This is a genomic window from Halalkalicoccus paucihalophilus, assembly GCF_001593955.1.
Classification (GTDB): Archaea; Halobacteriota; Halobacteria; order Halobacteriales; family Halalkalicoccaceae; genus Halalkalicoccus; species Halalkalicoccus paucihalophilus.
In genome coordinates this window covers 688,254-707,351 of the sequence record NZ_LTAZ01000004.1, presented here as the reverse complement: position 1 = coordinate 707,351, position 19,098 = coordinate 688,254, and the positions used below count along the sequence as shown (strand labels likewise).

At 63.9% G+C, this 19,098-nt stretch carries 23 protein-coding genes and 3 tRNA genes; 13 read left to right on the top strand and 13 right to left on the bottom strand.

Annotation, left to right across the window (positions count from 1 at the left end; all coding sequences use genetic code 11):
* Window positions 1-59: 59 nt before the first annotated feature.
* Together moaA and HAPAU_RS08820 are read right to left on the bottom strand one after the other, a co-directional pair.
* Window positions 60-1,073, bottom strand: coding sequence for a GTP 3',8-cyclase MoaA (gene moaA, locus HAPAU_RS08825; protein WP_066381681.1), 1,014 nt, complete (start codon window positions 1,071-1,073; stop codon window positions 60-62).
* Between the two features lie 68 nt (window positions 1,074-1,141).
* Window positions 1,142-1,714, bottom strand: a complete 573-nt coding sequence (locus HAPAU_RS08820; protein ID WP_066381679.1) for a hypothetical protein — start codon at window positions 1,712-1,714, stop codon at window positions 1,142-1,144.
* A 116-nt stretch (window positions 1,715-1,830) separates the two neighbouring features.
* On the opposite strand from HAPAU_RS08820, the gene HAPAU_RS08815 reads away from it, so the two are divergent.
* The 3 genes from HAPAU_RS08815 to HAPAU_RS08805 are packed head-to-tail and all read left to right on the top strand — an operon-like array spanning window position 1,831 to window position 3,766.
* Window positions 1,831-2,871 (top strand): Mrp/NBP35 family ATP-binding protein, encoded by a 1,041-nt coding sequence (locus HAPAU_RS08815; RefSeq protein WP_066381677.1) that lies wholly within the window; start codon window positions 1,831-1,833, stop codon window positions 2,869-2,871.
* Window positions 2,868-3,092, top strand: coding sequence for a hypothetical protein (locus tag HAPAU_RS08810; protein ID WP_066381673.1), 225 nt, complete (start codon window positions 2,868-2,870; stop codon window positions 3,090-3,092). The genes HAPAU_RS08815 and HAPAU_RS08810 overlap by 4 nt, the downstream gene beginning before the upstream one ends.
* Before the next feature lie 44 nt (window positions 3,093-3,136).
* Window positions 3,137-3,766: a uracil-DNA glycosylase gene (locus tag HAPAU_RS08805; protein ID WP_066381671.1), complete on the top strand. Its 630-nt coding sequence runs from the start codon at window positions 3,137-3,139 to the stop codon at window positions 3,764-3,766.
* Window positions 3,767-3,770: 4 nt separating this feature from the next.
* Here HAPAU_RS08805 and HAPAU_RS08800 read toward each other — a convergent pair whose 3' ends face one another.
* A complete protein-coding gene (locus HAPAU_RS08800; RefSeq protein ID WP_066381670.1) occupies window positions 3,771-3,992 on the bottom strand; it encodes a hypothetical protein in 222 nt (73 codons plus the stop codon).
* Window positions 3,993-4,263: 271 nt separating this feature from the next.
* A complete protein-coding gene (locus HAPAU_RS08795; RefSeq protein ID WP_066381668.1) occupies window positions 4,264-4,464 on the bottom strand; it encodes a hypothetical protein in 201 nt (66 codons plus the stop codon).
* Window positions 4,465-4,560: 96 nt separating this feature from the next.
* Here HAPAU_RS08795 and HAPAU_RS08790 point away from each other — a divergent pair, with 96 nt between their 5' ends.
* From HAPAU_RS08790 to HAPAU_RS08780, 3 genes are all read left to right on the top strand, one after another.
* Window positions 4,561-5,298 (top strand): CAP domain-containing protein, encoded by a 738-nt coding sequence (locus HAPAU_RS08790; protein ID WP_066381666.1) that lies wholly within the window; start codon window positions 4,561-4,563, stop codon window positions 5,296-5,298.
* A 45-nt stretch (window positions 5,299-5,343) separates the two neighbouring features.
* On the top strand, window positions 5,344-6,078 hold the full coding sequence (locus HAPAU_RS08785; RefSeq protein ID WP_066381665.1) for a hypothetical protein: 735 nt from the start codon (window positions 5,344-5,346) through the stop codon (window positions 6,076-6,078).
* A 33-nt stretch (window positions 6,079-6,111) separates the two neighbouring features.
* Window positions 6,112-6,195, top strand: a tRNA-Ser gene (locus HAPAU_RS08780).
* Window positions 6,196-6,241: 46 nt separating this feature from the next.
* On the opposite strand, the gene HAPAU_RS08775 is transcribed toward HAPAU_RS08780, so the two are convergent.
* Window positions 6,242-7,009 carry a CPBP family intramembrane glutamic endopeptidase gene (locus tag HAPAU_RS08775; protein ID WP_066381662.1) on the bottom strand — a complete coding sequence of 256 codons (768 nt, stop codon included), beginning with the start codon at window positions 7,007-7,009 and terminating at the stop codon, window positions 6,242-6,244.
* 89 nt (window positions 7,010-7,098) lie between these two features.
* Here HAPAU_RS08775 and HAPAU_RS08770 point away from each other — a divergent pair, with 89 nt between their 5' ends.
* Window positions 7,099-7,419: a DUF5785 family protein gene (locus tag HAPAU_RS08770; protein WP_066381659.1), complete on the top strand. Its 321-nt coding sequence runs from the start codon at window positions 7,099-7,101 to the stop codon at window positions 7,417-7,419.
* Here HAPAU_RS08770 and udk read toward each other — a convergent pair.
* Window positions 7,416-8,177 carry a uridine kinase gene (gene udk, locus HAPAU_RS08765; RefSeq protein ID WP_066381658.1) on the bottom strand — a complete coding sequence of 254 codons (762 nt, stop codon included), beginning with the start codon at window positions 8,175-8,177 and terminating at the stop codon, window positions 7,416-7,418. The two genes, HAPAU_RS08770 and udk, sit on opposite strands and share 4 nt — an antisense overlap.
* 151 nt (window positions 8,178-8,328) lie before the next feature.
* Here udk and HAPAU_RS08760 point away from each other — a divergent pair, with 151 nt between their 5' ends.
* The 3 genes from HAPAU_RS08760 (at window position 8,329) to HAPAU_RS08750 (ending at window position 9,481) form a co-directional block, all read left to right on the top strand.
* The gene (locus tag HAPAU_RS08760; protein WP_066381655.1) at window positions 8,329-8,874 is read left to right on the top strand and encodes a CBS domain-containing protein; all 546 of its coding nucleotides are present in this window, start codon (window positions 8,329-8,331) and stop codon (window positions 8,872-8,874) included.
* A 45-nt stretch (window positions 8,875-8,919) separates the two neighbouring features.
* Entirely contained in the window at window positions 8,920-9,390 is a 471-nt protein-coding gene (locus tag HAPAU_RS08755; RefSeq protein WP_066381654.1) for a GNAT family N-acetyltransferase, read from the top strand.
* Window positions 9,391-9,407: 17 nt separating this feature from the next.
* Window positions 9,408-9,481, top strand: a tRNA-Thr gene (locus HAPAU_RS08750).
* Between the two features lie 701 nt (window positions 9,482-10,182).
* Here the strand turns inward: HAPAU_RS08750 and HAPAU_RS08745 are convergent.
* A tRNA-OTHER gene (locus HAPAU_RS08745) sits at window positions 10,183-10,262 on the bottom strand.
* 83 nt (window positions 10,263-10,345) lie between these two features.
* Here HAPAU_RS08745 and HAPAU_RS08740 point away from each other — a divergent pair.
* The gene (locus tag HAPAU_RS08740; protein ID WP_066381653.1) at window positions 10,346-11,635 is read left to right on the top strand and encodes a 5'-deoxyadenosine deaminase; all 1,290 of its coding nucleotides are present in this window, start codon (window positions 10,346-10,348) and stop codon (window positions 11,633-11,635) included.
* Between the two features lie 3 nt (window positions 11,636-11,638).
* Here the strand turns inward: HAPAU_RS08740 and HAPAU_RS08735 are convergent, their stop codons facing one another.
* The 5 genes from HAPAU_RS08735 to HAPAU_RS08715 all read right to left on the bottom strand — a co-directional run bounded on the left by HAPAU_RS08735 (window position 11,639) and on the right by HAPAU_RS08715 (window position 16,315).
* Complete coding sequence (locus HAPAU_RS08735) at window positions 11,639-13,501, bottom strand: FAD-binding protein (RefSeq protein ID WP_066381651.1); 1,863 nt, start codon at window positions 13,499-13,501, stop codon at window positions 11,639-11,641.
* A 60-nt stretch (window positions 13,502-13,561) separates the two neighbouring features.
* Window positions 13,562-14,443 carry a succinate dehydrogenase/fumarate reductase iron-sulfur subunit gene (locus HAPAU_RS08730; RefSeq protein WP_066381649.1) on the bottom strand — a complete coding sequence of 294 codons (882 nt, stop codon included), beginning with the start codon at window positions 14,441-14,443 and terminating at the stop codon, window positions 13,562-13,564.
* Window position 14,444: 1 nt separating this feature from the next.
* Window positions 14,445-14,813, bottom strand: coding sequence for a succinate dehydrogenase hydrophobic membrane anchor subunit (locus tag HAPAU_RS08725; RefSeq protein ID WP_066381648.1), 369 nt, complete (start codon window positions 14,811-14,813; stop codon window positions 14,445-14,447).
* The gene (sdhC, locus tag HAPAU_RS08720) at window positions 14,814-15,206 is read right to left on the bottom strand and encodes a succinate dehydrogenase, cytochrome b556 subunit (RefSeq protein WP_066381646.1); all 393 of its coding nucleotides are present in this window, start codon (window positions 15,204-15,206) and stop codon (window positions 14,814-14,816) included.
* A gap of 89 nt (window positions 15,207-15,295) precedes the next feature.
* The gene (locus HAPAU_RS08715; protein ID WP_066381643.1) at window positions 15,296-16,315 is read right to left on the bottom strand and encodes a succinylglutamate desuccinylase/aspartoacylase family protein; all 1,020 of its coding nucleotides are present in this window, start codon (window positions 16,313-16,315) and stop codon (window positions 15,296-15,298) included.
* A gap of 87 nt (window positions 16,316-16,402) precedes the next feature.
* Between HAPAU_RS08715 and HAPAU_RS08710 the strand changes: the two genes are divergently transcribed.
* Entirely contained in the window at window positions 16,403-17,758 is a 1,356-nt protein-coding gene (locus HAPAU_RS08710; protein ID WP_066381640.1) for a RimK family alpha-L-glutamate ligase, read from the top strand.
* A gap of 6 nt (window positions 17,759-17,764) precedes the next feature.
* Here HAPAU_RS08710 and HAPAU_RS08705 read toward each other — a convergent pair whose 3' ends face one another.
* On the bottom strand, window positions 17,765-18,358 hold the full coding sequence (locus HAPAU_RS08705) for a DNA-3-methyladenine glycosylase family protein (protein WP_066381638.1): 594 nt from the start codon (window positions 18,356-18,358) through the stop codon (window positions 17,765-17,767).
* Between the two features lie 116 nt (window positions 18,359-18,474).
* Here HAPAU_RS08705 and HAPAU_RS08700 point away from each other — a divergent pair, with 116 nt between their 5' ends.
* Complete coding sequence (locus HAPAU_RS08700) at window positions 18,475-18,900, top strand: hypothetical protein (protein ID WP_066381636.1); 426 nt, start codon at window positions 18,475-18,477, stop codon at window positions 18,898-18,900.
* Window positions 18,901-19,098 lie beyond the last annotated feature (198 nt).

Genomic DNA, 19,098 nt, shown 5'->3' with positions numbered 1-19,098 from the left:
GTCTCCGCTACGGGAACTTCCGATTGTCCGGATAGAAGGAAAGCGGGACGCGTCGACGTTTACGCGTCGACGTAGTCGTCGTTGATCTCCCAACCGCCGTTCCCGTCGCGAACCATGTATTCGCCGTAGAAGGGCACGCGGTTTTCGACGGTCTCGCGGAACGTCTCGCGGATCTCGTCCCTGCTCATCTCGCCCATCGGTCGGAGGTCGTCGTTGCGGTTCAGACACCCTTTCAGGTACCCCTCGTGAGTCACTCGAACCCGGTGGCAGTTCGCACAGAACTCGGGGTTCTCGACGGGGTCGACGATCTCGACCATCCCGCCGTCGAAGTCGCCCGCCGGAACGGTACCTCCGTCGCTCGCGACGTCCTTGCCGATCCAGTAGCGCGCGCGGTGGTGCATCTCGCGGCGTTCGACCCGATCGGCCTGCTCTTCGAGCCAGCCGTGGACCCGCTCGATGTCGATGTTCCACTCGGGGTGGCCCGCGAGTTCGGGCATGTACTGGATGAGCTGGAGCTGGAGGCCGTCGTTTTCGACGACGTGATCGACCATCTCGGGGACGTAGCCCGCGGTGTGCTCGAAGACGACCATGTTGAGTTTGACCGGATCGAGACCCGCATCGAGCGCCGCGTGGACCCCCTCGATCACCCGGTCGTACGCGCCGCTTTTGGTGATCTCGGCGAACTCCGTCGGGTCCAGCGCGTCCTGTGAGACGTTGACCCGATCCAAGCCTGCCTCGACGAGCCCCTCGGCGCGACCGGGGAGGAACGTGCCGTTGGTGGTCATCGAGACCTCCATCTCCTCTGGGGTACGTCGAATGATCTCCTCCAAGTCGTCACGGAGCATCGGCTCCCCGCCCGTGAATTTTACCTTTCCGACCCCGAACTCTGTCGCGACTTCGAGAAAACGAACCACGTCGTCGGTAGACATCTCGTCGTCCTGTGGATCCATTGGACCGCGCGTATCGCCCAGCCCCTCGTTGTGGCAGTACACACAGTCGAAGTTACAGCGATCGGTCAGAGAGATACGAACCCCCGTGACCTCCCGTCCGAAGTCGTCGGCGAGGACACTCATGGTTCCCCGTACCAATCGGAGGGACTTAAGATAGTGGTTGGAGATACCGACCACGTAACCGCTACTGGTTACCAGAGGTACGCGACCAGAAGGGTGAGAAAGCACAGCATGAACGCGGCGGCCAGCGCGCCGACGACGTTCATCGCGCCCGCGGTGGCGACGAAGAGTAAGAGCAAATAGAGGACGGTGATTCCGAAGCCGAGCCCCGCGATCGGGCCGGTCTCGCCCGCGATCCCAACCCTGTCGTCGAACCGGCGATTCGGGTCCTCGGCTCGCCACTCGCCGTCGACCCGTTCGAGGACGATCTCCTCGCCCTCGATTCCCCCGAGGCTACTCGGACTGTAGCCCAGATCCTCGATTACGCGCGCGAACTTGAAGCGGTCGCTCCACGGAATCGGCTTCTCGAACTCCTCGACGGCGTAGGCGTCGTGGGGAAGACGGTACCACAGACGAATCGTCTCGGCGTCCTGATCGACGACCGTTTCGATCCGCGCGCGCAGCCGTCGATCGTCGATCGATCGGAGTTGGATCCGACCGAGTTCGTCGGCGAGGGCGTCGGCGTCGGACGCCGCCGTGGCGACCCCGTCGGCCGGCTGTGCTGTCGTCGTTCGGCCGCTGATGTCGTGTTCGTGCGGGTCCATTATCTCCCCCTCCCATCGTGGGATATCTACACACTACTTGGCCGACCGACATATGTATTGTGTCCGGGACTCGACCGTTCAGAAGCCTTATCGGCCCGAGAACGCCTACCACGACTATGGACGACAACGCTATCCTCGATCGACTGCGTCAGGTTGAGGATCCCGATCTCGGCGGCGATATCGTCTCGCTGGGTCTCGTCAACGACGTCTCGGTCGACCCCGAGCGGATCTCGATTTCGCTCGCGCTCGGTGCGCCGTACTCGCCGACCGAGACGGGGATCGCCGCCGATGTCCGCGAAGCGCTCTCCGATCTCGACCGGGAGATCGACCTCTCGGCACACGTCGAGTCGGGGCTCTCGGCGGACGAGCAGGTCCTCCCGAACGTCGAGAACGTCATCGCCGTCTCCTCGGGGAAGGGCGGCGTCGGCAAATCGACCGTCGCGGTCAACCTCGCGGCCGGCCTCTCCCAACTCGGCGCACGCGTCGGGCTGTTCGACGCCGACATCTACGGGCCGAACGTCCCGCGGATGGTCGACGCCGACCAGCGCCCGCAGGCCACCGAGGAGGAGAAGATCATCCCGCCCGAGAAGTTCGGGATGAAGCTCATGAGCATGGACTTTCTGGTAGGTAAAGACGACCCCGTGATCTGGCGGGGGCCGATGGTCCACAAGGTCCTCACGCAACTCTGGGAGGACGTCGAGTGGGGCCACCTCGATTACATGGTCGTCGACCTCCCGCCCGGGACCGGTGACGCCCAGCTCACCCTGCTTCAAAGTGTCCCCGTCACTGGCGCGGTGATCGTCACCACCCCCCAGGAGGTCGCGCTCGACGACGCTAACAAGGGCCTGCGGATGTTCGGCCGTCACGACACCGTCGTGCTGGGGATCGCGGAGAACATGAGCGGCTTCGTCTGTCCGGACTGTGGCAGCGAACACGAGATCTTCGGGAAAGGAGGCGGCAAGGCGTTCGCCGCCGAGAACGAACTCCCCTATCTGGGTGGGATCCCGCTCGATCCCTCCGTTCGAACCGGGGGCGACGAGGGCAAACCCATCGTCCTCGATTCGGACAGCGAGACGGGCGACGCCTTTCGGGTGCTGACCGAGAACGTCGCGAACAACGTCGGGGTGACGAAGCGCCAACGGCAGAGCCAGAAATGAGCGATTTCGAGGATCGCGACCCGGACCCCGAGCGCGTCCGATTGCTCCGAGAGACTGCAGACGATCTGCGGAGTGAAAGCTCCGAAAGCAAGCAGTTGGCAGCGATCCTCTACCGGGTGAGCGACCTGTACAACGCCGACGAGGAGACGGATCCCCAGGAGATCTACATCGCCGTGCGCAACATCCTGAACGTCAAGGAGAGCGGCGGTCTGGGGCGGTAGACGGGACGACAAGACGTTTCCCTGCAGGTCGCTTGGTGCGGGACATGGACGCCAATCAACTCTCTTCGAGCAACCCCTTTGGGATGGACGAGGAGTGTACGAACTGTCCCGAACTCTGCGAAACTCGCGAGAAAGTCGCCCACGGCTACGGTGACGTCGGGGCCGAATTCCTCTTCGTGGGCGAACGACCCTCGCCGGGGGCCGACGGGACGGGTATCCCCTTCTTCGGCGACGACCGCGGCGAGGCCGTTCAGGACGTGTTGCGTGCGCTCGACTTTGCGGGTCAGGATCCGGGCGAGGAGCCCGAACTCGACAACGCCTACCTCACCCTGCTGACACGCTGTCGCCACCCCAAGCGACCGCCGACGGACGGGGAGATCGCGAACTGCGAGCCCTATCTGAACGCCGAGATCCGGATGATCAACCCCGAGATCCTCGTCCCCGTCGGCGAGCGCGCGCTGGCGGAGATCACGGCGGAGTACACGACGACGCCCACAGAGGAGTTCGACATCGAGGAGAATCACGCCACCGAGATCAGAGGCCGGGGATTCGAGATCGTGCCGACGGTCCACCCCGCGGAGGCGACCGACGAGCAGCGCGAGGCGTTCCTGCAGGCCTTCTCGGACCTGTTCGGCCGGGACTACCGCCAGACCAAGGGGCGGCAAGGGCGATAGGAGGTCACTCCGTCCCGAAGGAGGCGTCGTAGCGGGCATACCAGTGGGCGAAGAGGGCGAACGCGACGAGCGCGCCGACGAATACGCCGATGAAGCCGGCGACGGGACCAGCCATCGAGACGAGCGGTCCGCCGACGGCCCCGCCGACGACGTACATCAACGTGAGGACGGCGAACCCGAGGATGAACCTGGTGACGACGTTCCGCTCAACGGGGTTCCGCGGCATACATATATTATTATTTTCTGATATATAATCGTTCGGATCGGGGGCGTGGTGGCCTCGCTTCGCGGAAAAGCCGCAAAGCGAACGGGGGAAGGCTGGCGTCCCGAGCGAGCGATTTCGATCGAAATCGCTCGCAACGCGGCCTGGTGGTCTCGAAAATCGCGGAGCGATTTTCTGGACCCGAAAAGGGCGAGGACAGCGAGGCGCTACGCACCTCGAAACGCGAGCGGTAAAACCGCGAGCCCGGACTGCCAAGTCCGGCCGAGGGCTTTCGTTACCAGTAGGGCGTCCGTGGCTTCTTGTCCGCCAGGGTCCCGAAGCCGACCGCGGCCAGCACCACGAGAACCACTACGAGAAGCGTTCCGACCGCCCCTGTATCGGCGAGCGTGGTCGTCACGAGCGTCACGAGCGCTCCGACGGCGAGAACCCCCGTTCCGAGAAGGAGGGCAGCGATGGCAAACGAGTCTGCGTGCATGGCTCGTGAGTCGTGCTACCGCGCTATAAACGATCCGTCCGGTAGCTTATGATCTCCCGGCCCGTACCTATTCCCGATGGTCACCCGCGTTTCGGGATGGGGAGAATCGAATCGCCAGAGGTCACGATGATCCGGCGGCTGATCGGTGCGGTGTTTTCGCTGTTGAGCCTCGTGCTGTTCGTCGGACTCCTGCTCGGCTTGATCTGGTCCGCCTCGCTGATGGGGCTGGTCGATACGAGCGGGGTCGACTCGCCCGTCATCGAGGACGTTGTCGAACCGCCACAATGGTTCATCGACTCGCCGTTCGTCTGGGAGGTGCCCGCAGAGAGTCAGGGCGGCGAACCGCCCGAGGTGGACCCGAACGCCTCGCCGCCCGAGGGTGATCCAGGCACGACCTCCGCGGGCGACGTGACCTCCGACGAGGTCGAAGCCGAGATCCACACACAGGTCAACGAGATCCGCGCCGAACACGGCCTCTCCCAGTTGGAACACGACGACGAGATCGCCGCGATCGCCCGCACCCACAGCCAGGACATGAACGAGCGCGAGTACTTCAGCCACACCAACCCCGAGGGCGAGTCGCCCGCCGACCGCTTCGGGAACCTCTACCCCAGCGAGTGTCGTGCCGTCGGCGAGAACCTCGCGTACATCCAGACCGGCTTCGGATCCGGTGGCTCCGCCGAGGAGATCGCCGAACGGATCGTTCAGGGATGGATGGATTCCGAGGGCCACCGCGAGAACATCCTCCGTGAGGGCTGGGACACTGAGGGGATCGGCGTCTACATGGCCGACGGCCGGATCGACGCCACCCAGAACTTCTGTACGACGACCTGAGTCGGTACCCGCGGATTGAAGGCGGTCGCTGGCCGACTGGCGAGTATGACTACCGTCGCCGTGTTCGCGGACCCACCACGACCGGGACTCGTCCTACCGAACCTCGTCGAAACGACGCCGATATCGCCCGAGGAGGCCGCGGATCTCTACGGCGCGATGCTCGCGGACACGTGTCTCGCCGTCGAGCAAAGCGGCGGCGAGTTGCTGGTCAACTACCGGACCGAAGAACTCCTTCCGAACGAGTACAGCGGCGATCCCGAGGCCGAGATTCGGTCACTCCTCGACGGCGCCCTCGATGAATCACCCCGCATGGAGGAACAGGTCGGGTCGACCCATGCGGCACGCGTCGGCAACACCCTCACCTATCTGCTCGAAACCGAGGAGGTCGCCTCGGCGGCCGCCCTCTCGCCGACCGCACCGCTCTGTTTCCGAACCCATATCGACAGCGCGGCGATGAAACTCAGGAACAGCCCCGTCGTGCTCGGTCCCGCCACACTAGGACGGATCGCCTTTGCCGGCTTTACCGATCCGATCGATTTCGAGGGGGCCTACGACTCGCCCGCGGTCGAGACTCTCGCGTGGCGTGCCGGTGACGCCGGCCTCGAAACGGATTTCCTCCCGATGCTCCCGGTCGTCGAGACCGGATCGGACCTCACGACGGTCGTCTCGCTGATCCGGGCGCGCCGCGTCGCGGGACGGATCGTCCCGCCGAACACGACCGAGTGGATTGAGGGCGGTGGAATTCGCGTCGAGAGCGGCGAACTCGTATCGGACCGATAGGACTTAGAAGCCCGGCCGGGAAATCCGAACCGAGGTGGGGTGGCAGAGCGGCCCAATGCGCCTGCCTTGAGAGCAGGTGTCCGAGAGGACTCATGGGTTCAAATCCCATCCCCACCGCTTTTCCGCGAGCCACGAACGGCGAGCGTCGCGAGGACGCCGCACGTTACAGCAACAGGACCGCGGGAACGCTACCGGTGGTCGTCGCCCAGTAGAGGATCAGGAACTGGATCGCGTTGAATAGACCGTGGATCGTGGCGGGGACGACCAGGTTGCCGCTGTACTCGTAACTCACACCGAGGATGAGGCTCAAAACCACGTAGGTCACGAGCGTTGGAACCAGCCCCTCGCCGGTGAGGGAGGCGACGTGGGCAAAGGAGAAGATCACGCTGGCGATACCGATGCCGATGACGACGCCGAAGCGAAGCCGGAGCAGTTGCTGAATGACGCCCCGAAAGAGCAACTCCTCGCCGGGGCCCACGAGAAGGATCGATAGCGGAACCAGTACGAGGAGCAACTCGGGGTTCTGCGTGCCGAGTTCCTGGAGGCTGTGCTGTGCGGATTCGATCCCGAAGGTAGTCTGGACGACGTTCATTCCGATCAGCGCGACGAACAGCGAGATCAGTCCGACCGCGATCCAGATCACGTCCTGGAGGTCGGGCATCGAGAGCATTAGCAGGCCGAGTCCCTCCTCGCGGGTCGAGAGGTAAAACAGCGCGACAGAGCCGAAACCGAGCCCTTGAAGCGTGACGACGCCGACGACGATCTGGAGGACCGGGCTGGCGAAGACGTCGATCCCGATCGCACCGAGGAGCCCGGCGGCGACGAAGGTAAGGAGCGTTCCGATGGCGAAGCCCGCAACACCGATCAGGAGGACGGTCACGAGCGTCGTGGCGTAGTCGAGCGCGCTCGCATCCGTCGTTCGAGAACTCATTGAGGGGAGTTCGTACCGACATGCCTTTTCCCTGTCGTTCGAGGACGACACACAGTAACCTTTTTTCGCCCTTCGCGCTCATCCCGGGTATGGACTGGCCCCACGACCCCGACGGCGAGGAGGGAAGCGAAGGGATGCGCAAGTACGGCATGGCGATCTTCGCGAAGAAGGTCGACGAGGAGGGGGACTTCCCGCTTCGATTCGAGGACTTTCTCGCCGAGCACGGCGAGGACCCGATTCGAATCAACTCCGCGAAGGTCGTTCCCGCGCGGGAGATCTTGGAGGGTGTCGACACCGAAGAGGTCGCCGACATCGTCGAGTTTCACCGCGCGATCGGGCGTGCGATGCGCGAGGGAGGGTTCTGGGACTACCATCCCGTCGGTGTAAAGCCCGAACGGAAGCCGGCCTAGTCGTCGTACTCGATCAGCGGCGGTTCGGACTCGACCGTCGACGACCCGCTCATCTGTCGGTCGCGGGCCGCCGCGATCGCGTCCTCGAGGAGGTCGATCGCGACCGTGTTGGCCCCCTCGGGGATGACGAGATCCGCCCTTTTTTTCGTCGGTTCGACGAACTGCTCGTGCATCGGCTTGACCGTCGAGAGGTACTGCTCGATCACCCCTTCGAGACCCCGGCCTCGTTCGAGGACGTCCCGGCGGATCCGCCTGAGGATCCGCACGTCGGCGTCGGTCTCGACGTAGAGTCGGAGATCGAGCCGCTCCGTGATCGTCTCGTCGTAGAGCGCGAGGATCCCCTCGAGGACGATCACGTCGGTCGGCTCGACGCGCACGCGCTCGTCGGTACGGCTGTGGACCTCGAAGTCGTACTGTGGCATCTCGATGGGCTGGCCCGAAAGCAACCGATCGAGGTCAGCTCGGAGGAGCTCCCAGTCGAACGCCGAGGGGTGGTCGTAGTTGATCGTCTTCCGCTGGCCGAACAGGAGGTCGGAACGGTCCTCGTAGTAGTTATCGAGCGGGATATGGGTCACCGATCCGGGGGCCAATGTTGTTCGGTCATCGGACCGCTCGATATCGCCGCCGGAACCCGTCCGTGAGTCACTCGAGGGTCGATCGGGACTGCCGTCGAGAGCGTCGGTCACTTCCCGGGCGACCGTCGTCTTGCCCGCACCGGTACCCCCGGCGATGCCGAGGACGAACGAGGGGGTGCTCATCACCGGTGGTGACACGCCGGCAGATTTCAACGTCCCGGTTCGCTCCCGACCCCCCCGATTCGACCGATCGGAACGACCATGAGAATAGCACACACACGATCATAACTCTGCCGGGAACACACTTTAGATCACCTGTGTGAAACACCCTCATATGGTTGAAGATCTCACCGTCAGAGACGCGATGACCACGGCCTACGTGGGGGTGAGCGAATCGGACACGATCAGGGACGTCATCGACGTGATGGTCGAGGACGGCGATACGGGTATCGTCGTTCTCCGAGGGACTGAGGCCGTCGGCACCGTCACGGAACGGGATCTCCTGCGTGCGACGACCGGAACGATCCCGACCGACGCAAGCATCGCCTCCGTGATGTCCGGCCCCGATCCGAGCGTCGAGGCGGACGTCCCCCTCTCGGACGCCGCGAACCTCCTCTCGACGGAGGACGGACGACAACTGCTCGTGCGAAACGGCGATGGGATCGTCGGCGTCCTCACTCCACAGGACGTGATAACGGCCACGGCATCGCTCCTGTCCACACCGGAACGGGAGCCCGAGACATTCGCGGCCCCCGACGAGACCGAAATGGAGAACGCCGAGTACACCACACAGAGCGTCTGTGAGATCTGCGGCTCGCTCATGCCGGGCCTCGAATCGATCAACGGTCAGGCCGTCTGTTCGGACTGTCGGGAGGTCTGAGCGGCATCGGTCGGTTCTTTGTGCTCGCGTGACTCCGTCGAGTCGATGCGGATCGAACAACCGGAACTCGACGAGGCCGCCGTGATCGCGGACCTCTGGGTGGACCTCGCTCGTGGACAGCGTGCGTTCGGCTCACATTTGAAAAGCGAGGCCAACAGTGAACCGATCGGAGAGTCGATCGGTCGCCATATCGCCGACGGCAACCTCCTCGTCGCCCGCTCGGACGACGGGATCATCGGGTTCGTGATGTTCGCCGTCGAACGGCGGCTCTACGCCGTCGATACGACGCGCGGGGTCGTTCACAACCTCTTCGTCGTGCCGGACCGGCGCGGTACGGGGATCGGTACGATGCTGCTGGAGGAAGCCGAAGCCGCCATGCTCGAAAAGGGAGTTTCGGTGGTGGCACTGGAAGTGCTCGCCGAGAACGAGGACGCACAACGATTCTACGCCGAGCAGGGCTATCACTCCCACCGGATCGAACTCGAAAAACGAGTCGAAACGGATAACACCCCGTAGCGACAGCACACAGATGCGCCAGAGGAGCTTGGGCGGTTCAAGCACCCGACTTGTAATCGGGAGTTCGGGGGTTCAAATCCCCCCTCTGGCTTTCTGCGAGCGCAGTTACGCGCGAGCGAAAGCTGACGCGATTCGAATCAACGGGGTGTCTCGCTCCGACCGTGGTTCGAATCCACTCTCCGGCTCGTTGTGGACGAAAACGGGTTTCGATCGCCGTTAGAGTCCGGTTTTTCGGTTCGACTACGGGTCTCCTAACAGGCGATTAGTGTCTATATATCTATATGATGGTCGGCCGTAGCAGTAGTCGCTGGCACACCGCCAGCATGGTGAGGAGGAGTGTGGTACTCAGGTCGCCACTCGCCGCCCACCCCCGCTTGGTCTGCTGGCTGTACGATCCGTCTCCTGTTCAGGACGAGGGCGTCTCTCGTCCCCATCCACTACGCTCGCTTGAACTCCCTCTCGCTTCGAATCTACTTCGAAAAACCGATGCGGGAAATCAGTACAGCGTTACTGCGAGCGAGGAGCGAAGAGCCACTCGGTCACGAACAGCGCAACCGCCAACGGCACGACCAGCGTGATGAGCAACAGCGATGACACACGTATTCACCTCCATATCATGATATTATTGGATATTATAAAAATATATTTATTTTGATGTATGAATTATCGGATAGTTTCTTTGACCGGTGGGAAGTTCGTTCGATGGTCGTTTCGCCCGCGTTCGCGGGCTTTGCTCCCTGTCCGGATGCCTTCGTTTCCTCGCAGTCGTTCGCGTCCGCTCATGACACGCTACGGAAGGGGCGGGATTCGAACCACGCGAAGCCTGTTGCACGAAACCGTGCGTCGGCGCTCTACCACTGAGCCACCCTTCCCAATCAAAGGACGATGTTTGTGGACATGAAACCAGCGGTCAGCAGCCGGTTCGTATATAGGTCGCGCTCACGGAGGGTTCGCCATGCTCCTCAGCGGTACGGTCGTCGTCGACTCCTCGACGATCGTCGAAGACGGTGCGGTCGTCGTCGATGGCGATGAGATCGCCGCCGTCGGCCACGCGGTCGACCTCGTCGATCGGTATCCCGACCACGAGCGTCGAGCGTTCGACGTGCTCATGCCGGGACTCGTCGGCGCACACGTTCACTCGGTTCAGAGCCTCGGTCGAGGGATCGCCGACGACACCGCCCTCCTGGAGTGGCTCTACGAGTACGTCCTCCCGATGGAGGCGAACATGGACGCCGAGGCGATGGAGGTCGCAGCGCTGCTTGGCCATCTCGAACTGATCGAAAGCGGCGTCACGACCTGCATCGACCACCTCTCGGTCTCCCACGCGGACCGGGCGTTCGAGGCCGCCCGTGCGGTCGGGATTCGGGGGCTGTTCGGTAAGGTGTTGATGGACAGGGACGCTCCCGAGGGCCTGCGCGAGGACACCGACGCCGCACTCGACGAGAGCGAACGACTCCTCCGTCGCTACGACGGCGCGAACGACGGCCGGATTCACTATGCCCTCACACCACGGTTCGCGGTCTCCTGTACCGAGGCCTGTCTCCGCGGGGTCCGCGACCTCGCCGACGAGTACGGGGTTCGGATCCACGTCCACGCCAGCGAGAACCGCGAGGAGTGCACGGCGGTACGTGAGGAAACGGGAATGGAGAACGTCGAGTGGCTCGACGAAGTCGGCCTCACCGGTGATGACTGCGTACTCGCTCACTGCGTCCACACGAGCGAGCGGGAACGGGAGATCCTCGCCGAAACCGGGACCAACGTCGTCCACTGTCCCTCCTCGAACATGAAACTCGCGAGCGGAGTCGCCCCGATCGAAGAATACGTCGAGCGGGGGATCAACGTCGCACTCGGTAACGACGGCCCGCCGTGTAACAACACCCTCGATCCCTACACCGAGATGCGCCAAGCGAGCCTCCTGGGAAAGGTCGACTCGCTCGATCCGACCGCCCTCCCCGCAAAACGGGTCTTCGAGATGGCGACGGTCAACGGTGCTCGTGCGGCGGGATTCGACCTGGTCGGCGAACTCCGAGAGGGGTGGCGCGCCGATATCGTCGGCCTTTCGACGGAGCTGACACGGGCGACGCCGATCCACGACCTGCTTTCGCATCTCGTGTTCGCCGCCCACGGTGACGACGTCCGCTTTACGATGGTCGACGGTGAAGTCCTCTACGACGACGATGTGACGACTGTCGACGCCGAGGCAGTGAGAAAACGGGCCACCGAACTCGCGAAAACGATCGTCTGAACCTCAGTAACTCCGAACCTTCGGCTCGTAGGTCTTGTCCTCGCCCTCGAGGATCACGGGCTTGTACCAGAGTTCGGGCGTCCCGTCGTTCCACGACAGCAGCGTGTGTTTGAGCCACTTCTCGTCGCGGCGTTCCTGATACTCCTGACGCCAGTGGGCACCGCGGAACTCGTCGCGCGCGAGCGCGCCCAGCGTGATCGCCTCGGCGGTATCGATGAGGTTGCGCATCTCGATGGTCTGTTGGAGGTCGGTGTTGAACGTCCGCGAGGGATCGTCCACGTAGACGTCCTGATACTGTTCTCGCACCTCGCGGATGTCCCGGAGCGCCTGCTTGAGCCCCGCCTCGGTCCGGAAGACGTTGACGTTTTGCGTCATCGTCTTCTGGAGCTTCGCGCGGAGTTCGGCCTGCTGGACGCCCTCGTCTTTCTCCATCAGGTGGTCGATCCGTCGGTTCTCGGCCTCGAGCGCCCGCTCGACGACCTCGTTCGGTTCGGGAATGACGCCTGCGCCCTCGCCTCGTGGGTCACCACCGTCGGCGACCGCGTCCTCGTCGGTGTCGCCCGCGTGGATCGCCCCGGGCGCGACCGGGGTGTCGACCTCGCCGATCTCGGTGTCCTCGGTCCGGCCGGTCTCGATGATCGCCTCGCCGAGGTCGGTGCCGGCGGCGTGGCGGCCCGCACGGGCACCGAAGACGATGAGTTCGGGAAGCGCGTTACCCCCGAGTCGGTTCGAGCCGTGAACGGAGACGCAGGCACACTCGCCGACGGCATAGAGCCCCGAGACGAGCGTCTCGCCGTTCTCGTCGGTTTCGATCCCGCCCATCGCGTAGTGCTGGCCGGGTTTGACCGGCATCGGCTCGACCAGCCCGTCGACGCCCTCGAAATCGCCCGCGAGATGCAGGATGTTCTCCAGTCGGTCGATGATGCGCTCCTCGCCCAGATGACGCATATCGAGGTGGACATACTCGTCGTCGACGCCGCGGCCCTCGTTGACCTCGGTGAGTTCCGCGCGCGCGACCACGTCGCGGGAGGCCAGTTCGCCGTCGTTCGAGGCGTAGCCGTGCTCGAACATGAACCGCTCCCCGATGTCGTTGTAGAGGATCCCCCCCTCGCCACGGACCCCCTCGGAGATCAGTACACCCGTCGAGGGCAACGTGGTGGGGTGGAACTGGATGAACTCCATGTCCTCCATCGGGACACCTGCTCTATAGGCCATCGCGGGGCCGTCGCCGGTACAGGAGACGGCGTTGGTGGTGTGATCGAAGACCTGCCCGGGGCCGCCGGTCGCGAGGACGACGCCCTTTCGCGCCCGGAACCCGGCGACTTCGCCGGTTTGGACGTCGAAGGCGACGATCCCGTGACACTCGCGCTTTTCCGGGTCGGGGTCTTCCGTCACAGCCAGCCGGCTGACGTACCACTCGTCGTAGACCTGAATACCGCGTTTGACGACCTGCTGATAGAGGGTGTGAAGCAGGTGGTGGCCCGTTTCGGCCCCGGCGTAGGTGGTTCGGGGGAAGGACAGTCCGCCGAAGGGTCGCTGGGAGACCCTGCCGTCGTCCTCCCGCGAGAAGGGCATCCCCCAGTGTTCTAGCTGGATCGTCTCCTCGGGGCTGTCCTGACAGAGGGTCTCGATCGCGGGGGCGTCCCCCAGATAATCCGAGCCCTTCATCGTGTCGTAGGCGTGGTCCTGCCACGAGTCGCCGTCGCGCAGCGCAGCGTTGATGCCGCCCTCCGCCGCGCCGGTGTGGCTGCGAACGGGGTGGAGTTTCGTGACGATCGCCACGTCCGCGCCCTCCTCGTGGGCCGCGATCGCGGCCCGGAGGCCGGCACCGCCCGCGCCGACGACGAGTACATCGTGTTCGTGCATGATTGGTGATTTGAAGTGTGTCGTATTGAGGCTGTGGTCTGTGTTGCTGTGGTACTCGGGTTACCAGAACTTGAGGTTCTTCTTGACCGCTTCGCGTTTCAGTTCCTGGATGTGCTCGGTCAGCGGGATGTCCTTCGGGCAGACGTTCGTACAGGAGAACTGGGTCTGACACCGCCAGACGCCGTGTTCCTGTTCGATGATCCGAAGCCGGTGGTCCTGTATGTCCTCGCCCTCGCGTTCGTCCATCGCGAAGCGATAGGCCATGCTGATCGGCGCCGGACCGAGATACTGGTCGTCGCCCGCCGCGATATTACACGAGGACATACACGAGGCACACCAGATACACCGGGTCCCCATCTTGATCTTCTCCCTGTTTTCCCGGCTCTGGCGCTGTTCGTCGAGGTCGCCCTCGGGCAGGTCGTTTGTCTGGAAGTACGGCTCGACGGCTTCCATCTGCTCGTAAAACGAGTCCATGTCCACGACGAGGTCCTTGACGACCTCCTGGTGGGGAAGGGGCTCGATCCGAACGGGGGTGTCCAGTTCCGCGATCTGGGTCTGACAGCCCAGCCGCTGGCGGCCGTTGATGAAAAACGCGTCCGAGCCACAGATCGCCTGCCGACAGGAGTGTCGGAAGGTGAGCGAGGAGTCGTAGTGATCGCGCGCGTACATCACCGCGTCCAGCACGGTCATCCCCTTCTCGAAGGGCACGTGGAAGGTGTCGAAACGGGGTTCTTGCTTCTCGGCGACCTCCGGGTCGTAGCGAAAGACCTTGATCTCGACGGTCTCCTCGCGTTCTCTCGTGCGCTCGTCGCTCTCACGCTGGCTCTGTTCCTCTCGTGTCGCCTTCTCTTGGAGACGGCGGTCCTGATGGGGCGAGTGTGGTTTCGAATCGCCCGCGTCGACCTCCGCGCCCTCCTGTTCCTGTGTAGCGTGTGTGCTCATGTTAGAACGAAATCCCCGCGAATGCGTTTGCCGTTCGAATCCCCTGAACGATCAACAGCGCGCTCGCGACGACCAGTACCCACTTGACGGCCGTCTTCTGGGTGCCGTCGAGTCCCTGATTGACCAGCGCGTTGTAGACGCCGTTGACGCCGTGAAACGTCGCAGTGACGAGAAACGTCACCATCAGCGAGTAGTAACTCAGCGTCCCCATTCGATACTGGCTGCCCGCGAAGGTGATCTCCGAGGCGTGGTTCACGAAGTGAAGCAGGAAGAAGTGAAAGGCCAGTACGATGACCAGAAACGCCGCCGTCACGCGCTGGAGCAACCAGAGGGTACCGCCGGGTTTGAACGAGGAGTAGCGCTCGGCCATCTAGAACACCCCCTCGACGAACGTCGGGACGCTCGCGATGGCGATCACGCCCGTCAGAATCAATGCCGCGTAGAAACTCTTGTCCTGTGCTTCGAGGCCGACCCCGAGGTCGACCATCAGGAGCCGGACGCCGTTCAGGATGTGAAAGACCGCGACCGAGAGTAGTCCGACCTCGAGGACCCGAACGATGAACAGGCTCTCTAAGCTCTGGAGGGTCTCGGTGTAAACCCCGGTTCCGATGGTGGCCGTACTCAGGACGGCGATGTGCGTAAAGAGGTACCCCACGAGCACCCAGCCGGTGAACTTGTGGAAGATCCACGCCCACATGCCGGCGGTGAACTCCCGCCACCGGCCGAAATCCTCGATGAGACCGCGATTGTACGACTGACTCATTCCTGCTTGGGCCTTGGACTCATGGACTAAAGAGGTTACTACCTCACACGATCGGCCGACTCGATAGCGGTCGCGTCGGGCCTCGGAGGCTACGTACTCTTGACCGGGTGTTGGGACGAGACGATGTGTTCGATGGCTTCGTCGAGTTCGACGAGGTGGCACAGCGGGTTGCCCGGATAGACCACGGGGTTCTCGAGAACGCCGACGAGCAGCCCGGTAAACGGGGCCTCGACGACGTCCGTTTCGGTCATGAACGGGTTGGTAATCGTACAGATCGCCTCGTCCTCGTAGACGAGTGCTCCCCGTCGATGATGCATGTCGACGATCCCACCCGAGTCCGCCCGGATCCACGTCTTTTCGAGATCGTCTTGGATCACGGTTCGCCACCCCGGCCACCGGACCTGCTGTTTGGGCCGGAGTCCGTACTCGGCGAAGACGCTCTCGGTGCCCGACAGTGCCTCATCGATCAGGTCGCGCTGGAACTGGTGGGCCCCACCCATCTCGATCGTCACAGTGGGGATCCCGTCGTCACTGGCCTCCCGGCGGAGGGTTCCTTCGGGGCCTTCTCCGGCGATGATGACGTTCGAGGCGAAGGCGTTCGCGAGGCGCTCGACGGAGGGGTCCTCCATGTTCGCCCGGACGTGGAGCATGTTGTTCCGCCCGCGCGTCGAGGTGTGGAAGTCGAGCACGAAGTCGCCCGGTTCGATGAAGTTGCTGTAGATCCGATGGGCCATCCGCCGGGCGCTCGTTCCGGACTCGTAGCCGGGGAAGGATCGATTGAGGTCCCGGTCCAGAATCGGGAGGTATCGCTGCTGGGCGAGGAATCCGGGGACGTTCAACACGGGCAGACAGACGATCGTCCCGTGGAGGTCGCTGTGGTCCCACTCGTAGGCGACCGCGCGAACGACCTCGATCCCGTTCAGTTCGTCTCCGTGGGTCGCAGCAGTGAGACACGCGGTCGGCCCGTCGTGTTCGCCGTTGACGATCGTCACGGGGATCCTGATCGGGTCACCGAGGTAGGTCTCGCTGACGGTGTACCGGATGTTCGCCGTCTCACCGGGGGCGACGGTCCCCCCGTTGTAGGTAAACGGCGAGGGCGCGGGTGTCATGGGTGTCCCTGTGGTCCGAGCGTATAATAAGCCTCCCACGCGGCCGCATCGGCAACGTTTTTGCACCCGCCACGAGTTGTCGCTGGTATGGAATCCGGGAGCGTCCGTGTCGGGGTGCTGAGCCTGCACAGCAGCAAGGAGACGAAAGCCATCCTCAACGCCGTCGAGGACCTCGGCCACCACGGGGAGTGGATCCGACAAGAGAACACCGCGATCGAGATCGATTCCGAGGGGGTGCATCTCGAACCCGACGTCGACGTGATCGCCAACCGACTCCTGCTTTCGAACACCGGCCATCCGAGCGAGGAACTCGGACTCGCGACGACCTACGAGTCGCTTCGCCCGATGCTCAACAAACCACAGGCGACGCTCACGGCCCTCCACAAGTTCGCGACCGGCGTGAAACTCGCCGACGCCGGGGTCCCGGTGCCGGACGCGCTGCTCGCACTGGACAACCGCCGGCTCAACGAGGGAAGAGGCGAGTTCGGCGAGGAGGTCGTCTACAAGACCGCGATCGGCACCCACGGCGGCGGGACGTGGAAGATCGGCCCCGACGAGACGGTCAACCCGCGGGTCGGAAACCGACAGGCGTTCCTCCAGAAGCTCATCGAGCGCGACGGCGAACACCACCGCGACCTGCGCGTCTACGTCGTCGGCGACCGGATCATCGGCGCGATGAACCGCTACGCCCCCGAGAACGACTGGCGAACGAACGTCGCCCTCGGCGGGGACGTCGAGGACGCCAGTGACCGGCTTCCCGACGAGGTCATCGAGATGGCGACCGAAGCGGCCGACGTAGTGGGGCTGGACTACGCCGGCGTCGACCTCATCGAGGGCGAGGACGGCTGGTTCGTCCTCGAGGTCAACCCCACGGCGGGCTTCCGAGGGCTGTACAAGGCGTCGAACGTCAGTCCCGCGCCCTACATCGCACAGCTCGCGATCGAACTCGGCGGGGGCGAGGTCGACGAAGAACGCGTCGCGGACCTCTCGGCGACGCTCGACGACTCGCGGCCCGCCTCGATGCCACCCGAGGCCGAGCAAGTACGCAACGAAGCCGTCAGTATCGGTTACACCGAGGAGGTGCTGGTCAGCGGGACCAGCGGGAGCCAGACAGTCATCGCCAAATCGGACACCGGGGCCGCCCGCACGAGCATCGACACCGGACTGGCCGCCGAGATCGGCGCCGGCCCGATCAAGTCCATCACGCGCGTTCGCTCGGGAAGCTCGAAATCCAGCCGCTCGCGGCCGGTCGTCGACCTCGTTGTCGGCGTCAGCGGCAACCAGCACACCGTCACCGCGAGCATCGAAGACCGCAGCCACATGGACTATGCGCTGCTGTTGGGTCGGGACATCCTCGAGAACTACCAGGTCGACGTCCGCCGGCGCGCGGAGGCCGAAGACTACGACCCCGATAAAGAAGAAGAGGAAGAAGAAGAGCTCTAAGGCGGCTCAGTCGCTCTCGTAGGACGCCCAGACGTACTTCGTCCCCGCCGATCGGTACGGCCGCCAGGCGTCTGCGATCTCGCGCATCTCCGTTCGGGTGAGCGTTTCGCCGTCGTTGTACAGCTGTTCGATGCCGCGTCTGACCGCGAGATCCCCCAGCGGGAGGACGTCCTCGCGGTCGAGGACGAAAAGCAGGTACATCCGGGCGGTCCACTCGCCGATCCCGCGGATCCGTGTCAGTTCCTCGATGACCTCCTCGTCGGTGTGATCCGCGAGTCCCTCGCGGGTCAGATCGCGGTCGAGAAACGCCTCGGCGGCGTTGTTGACGTACTCCGCCTTTTGCTCGCCGAGTCCCGCGTCGGCGAGCGCTTCGTCGTCCGCCGTGAGGATCGCGTCGGGCGTGATCGGTCCGTCGAACAGTGCGTAGACTCGCTCTCTGACGGCGTTTGCGGCGGCCGTCGAGATCGACTGGTTGATCACCGAAACGACGAGACGCTCGAACTCCTCGTTCCACTCGGGCTCGGTGTAGGGGTCGTGTTTCTCGATCAGCCGCGCCATCACCGGGTCGCGTCGGAGGACGGCCATCGCATCGTCATCCATGGTCGGAATACAGCGTCGAGAACCCTGAGTGTGGCGTTCGGCTCCTCGGGTTCCCACGAGTCGTGGTTGCAACTACCTGTCACAGTATTAAGTGGACGGGTCACCAGTGATCGATCATGGCGGAGAATTCGAACCGACGCGACGGCCCGGAGAACCGATCCGCCGCGGACGCGGACGCGGACGCGACCAGCGATGCCACGGACGAGGAGTTCGGCAGGTCCGAGCGGGGCGCTGGAACCAGCCAAGGAGCGCGAGCCGACACGACGGGGTCGACCCTGACCGACGCCGAGGGGAAGACCGTCGTCGACTACGAGGGTAACACCGTCGGCCTCGTCGACGAAATCGAGGGCGAAACCCTGTATATCGAGCCTGATCCCGGGATCACCGACCGTATTTCGGCGACCCTCGGCCGGGCCGGCCGCTACGACGGGGACTGGCGGATCGAAACCGACCGGATCGATACCGTGACCGCGACGAGGTCGTCCTCGAGCACACCGAGGACGTCGATACAGGTGGCGACTCCGCCGCCGACACCGACGTAAGCGGGGCGAGCAGCGGGCCATAGCGGCCCCGATCGTCCCCTTTGCGGCTCTATCTCGAAATAATCTCTCGCATCTCCGCTCGTCCCACCAGCAGAAGCCCCGTATGGGCCGAACGGGGGACCGTCGATGGTCCCGACGGATCACGAATTTTCGACGAATAAACTAGCTACGGGTTGTTAACTACGGAGAGGGAAACGT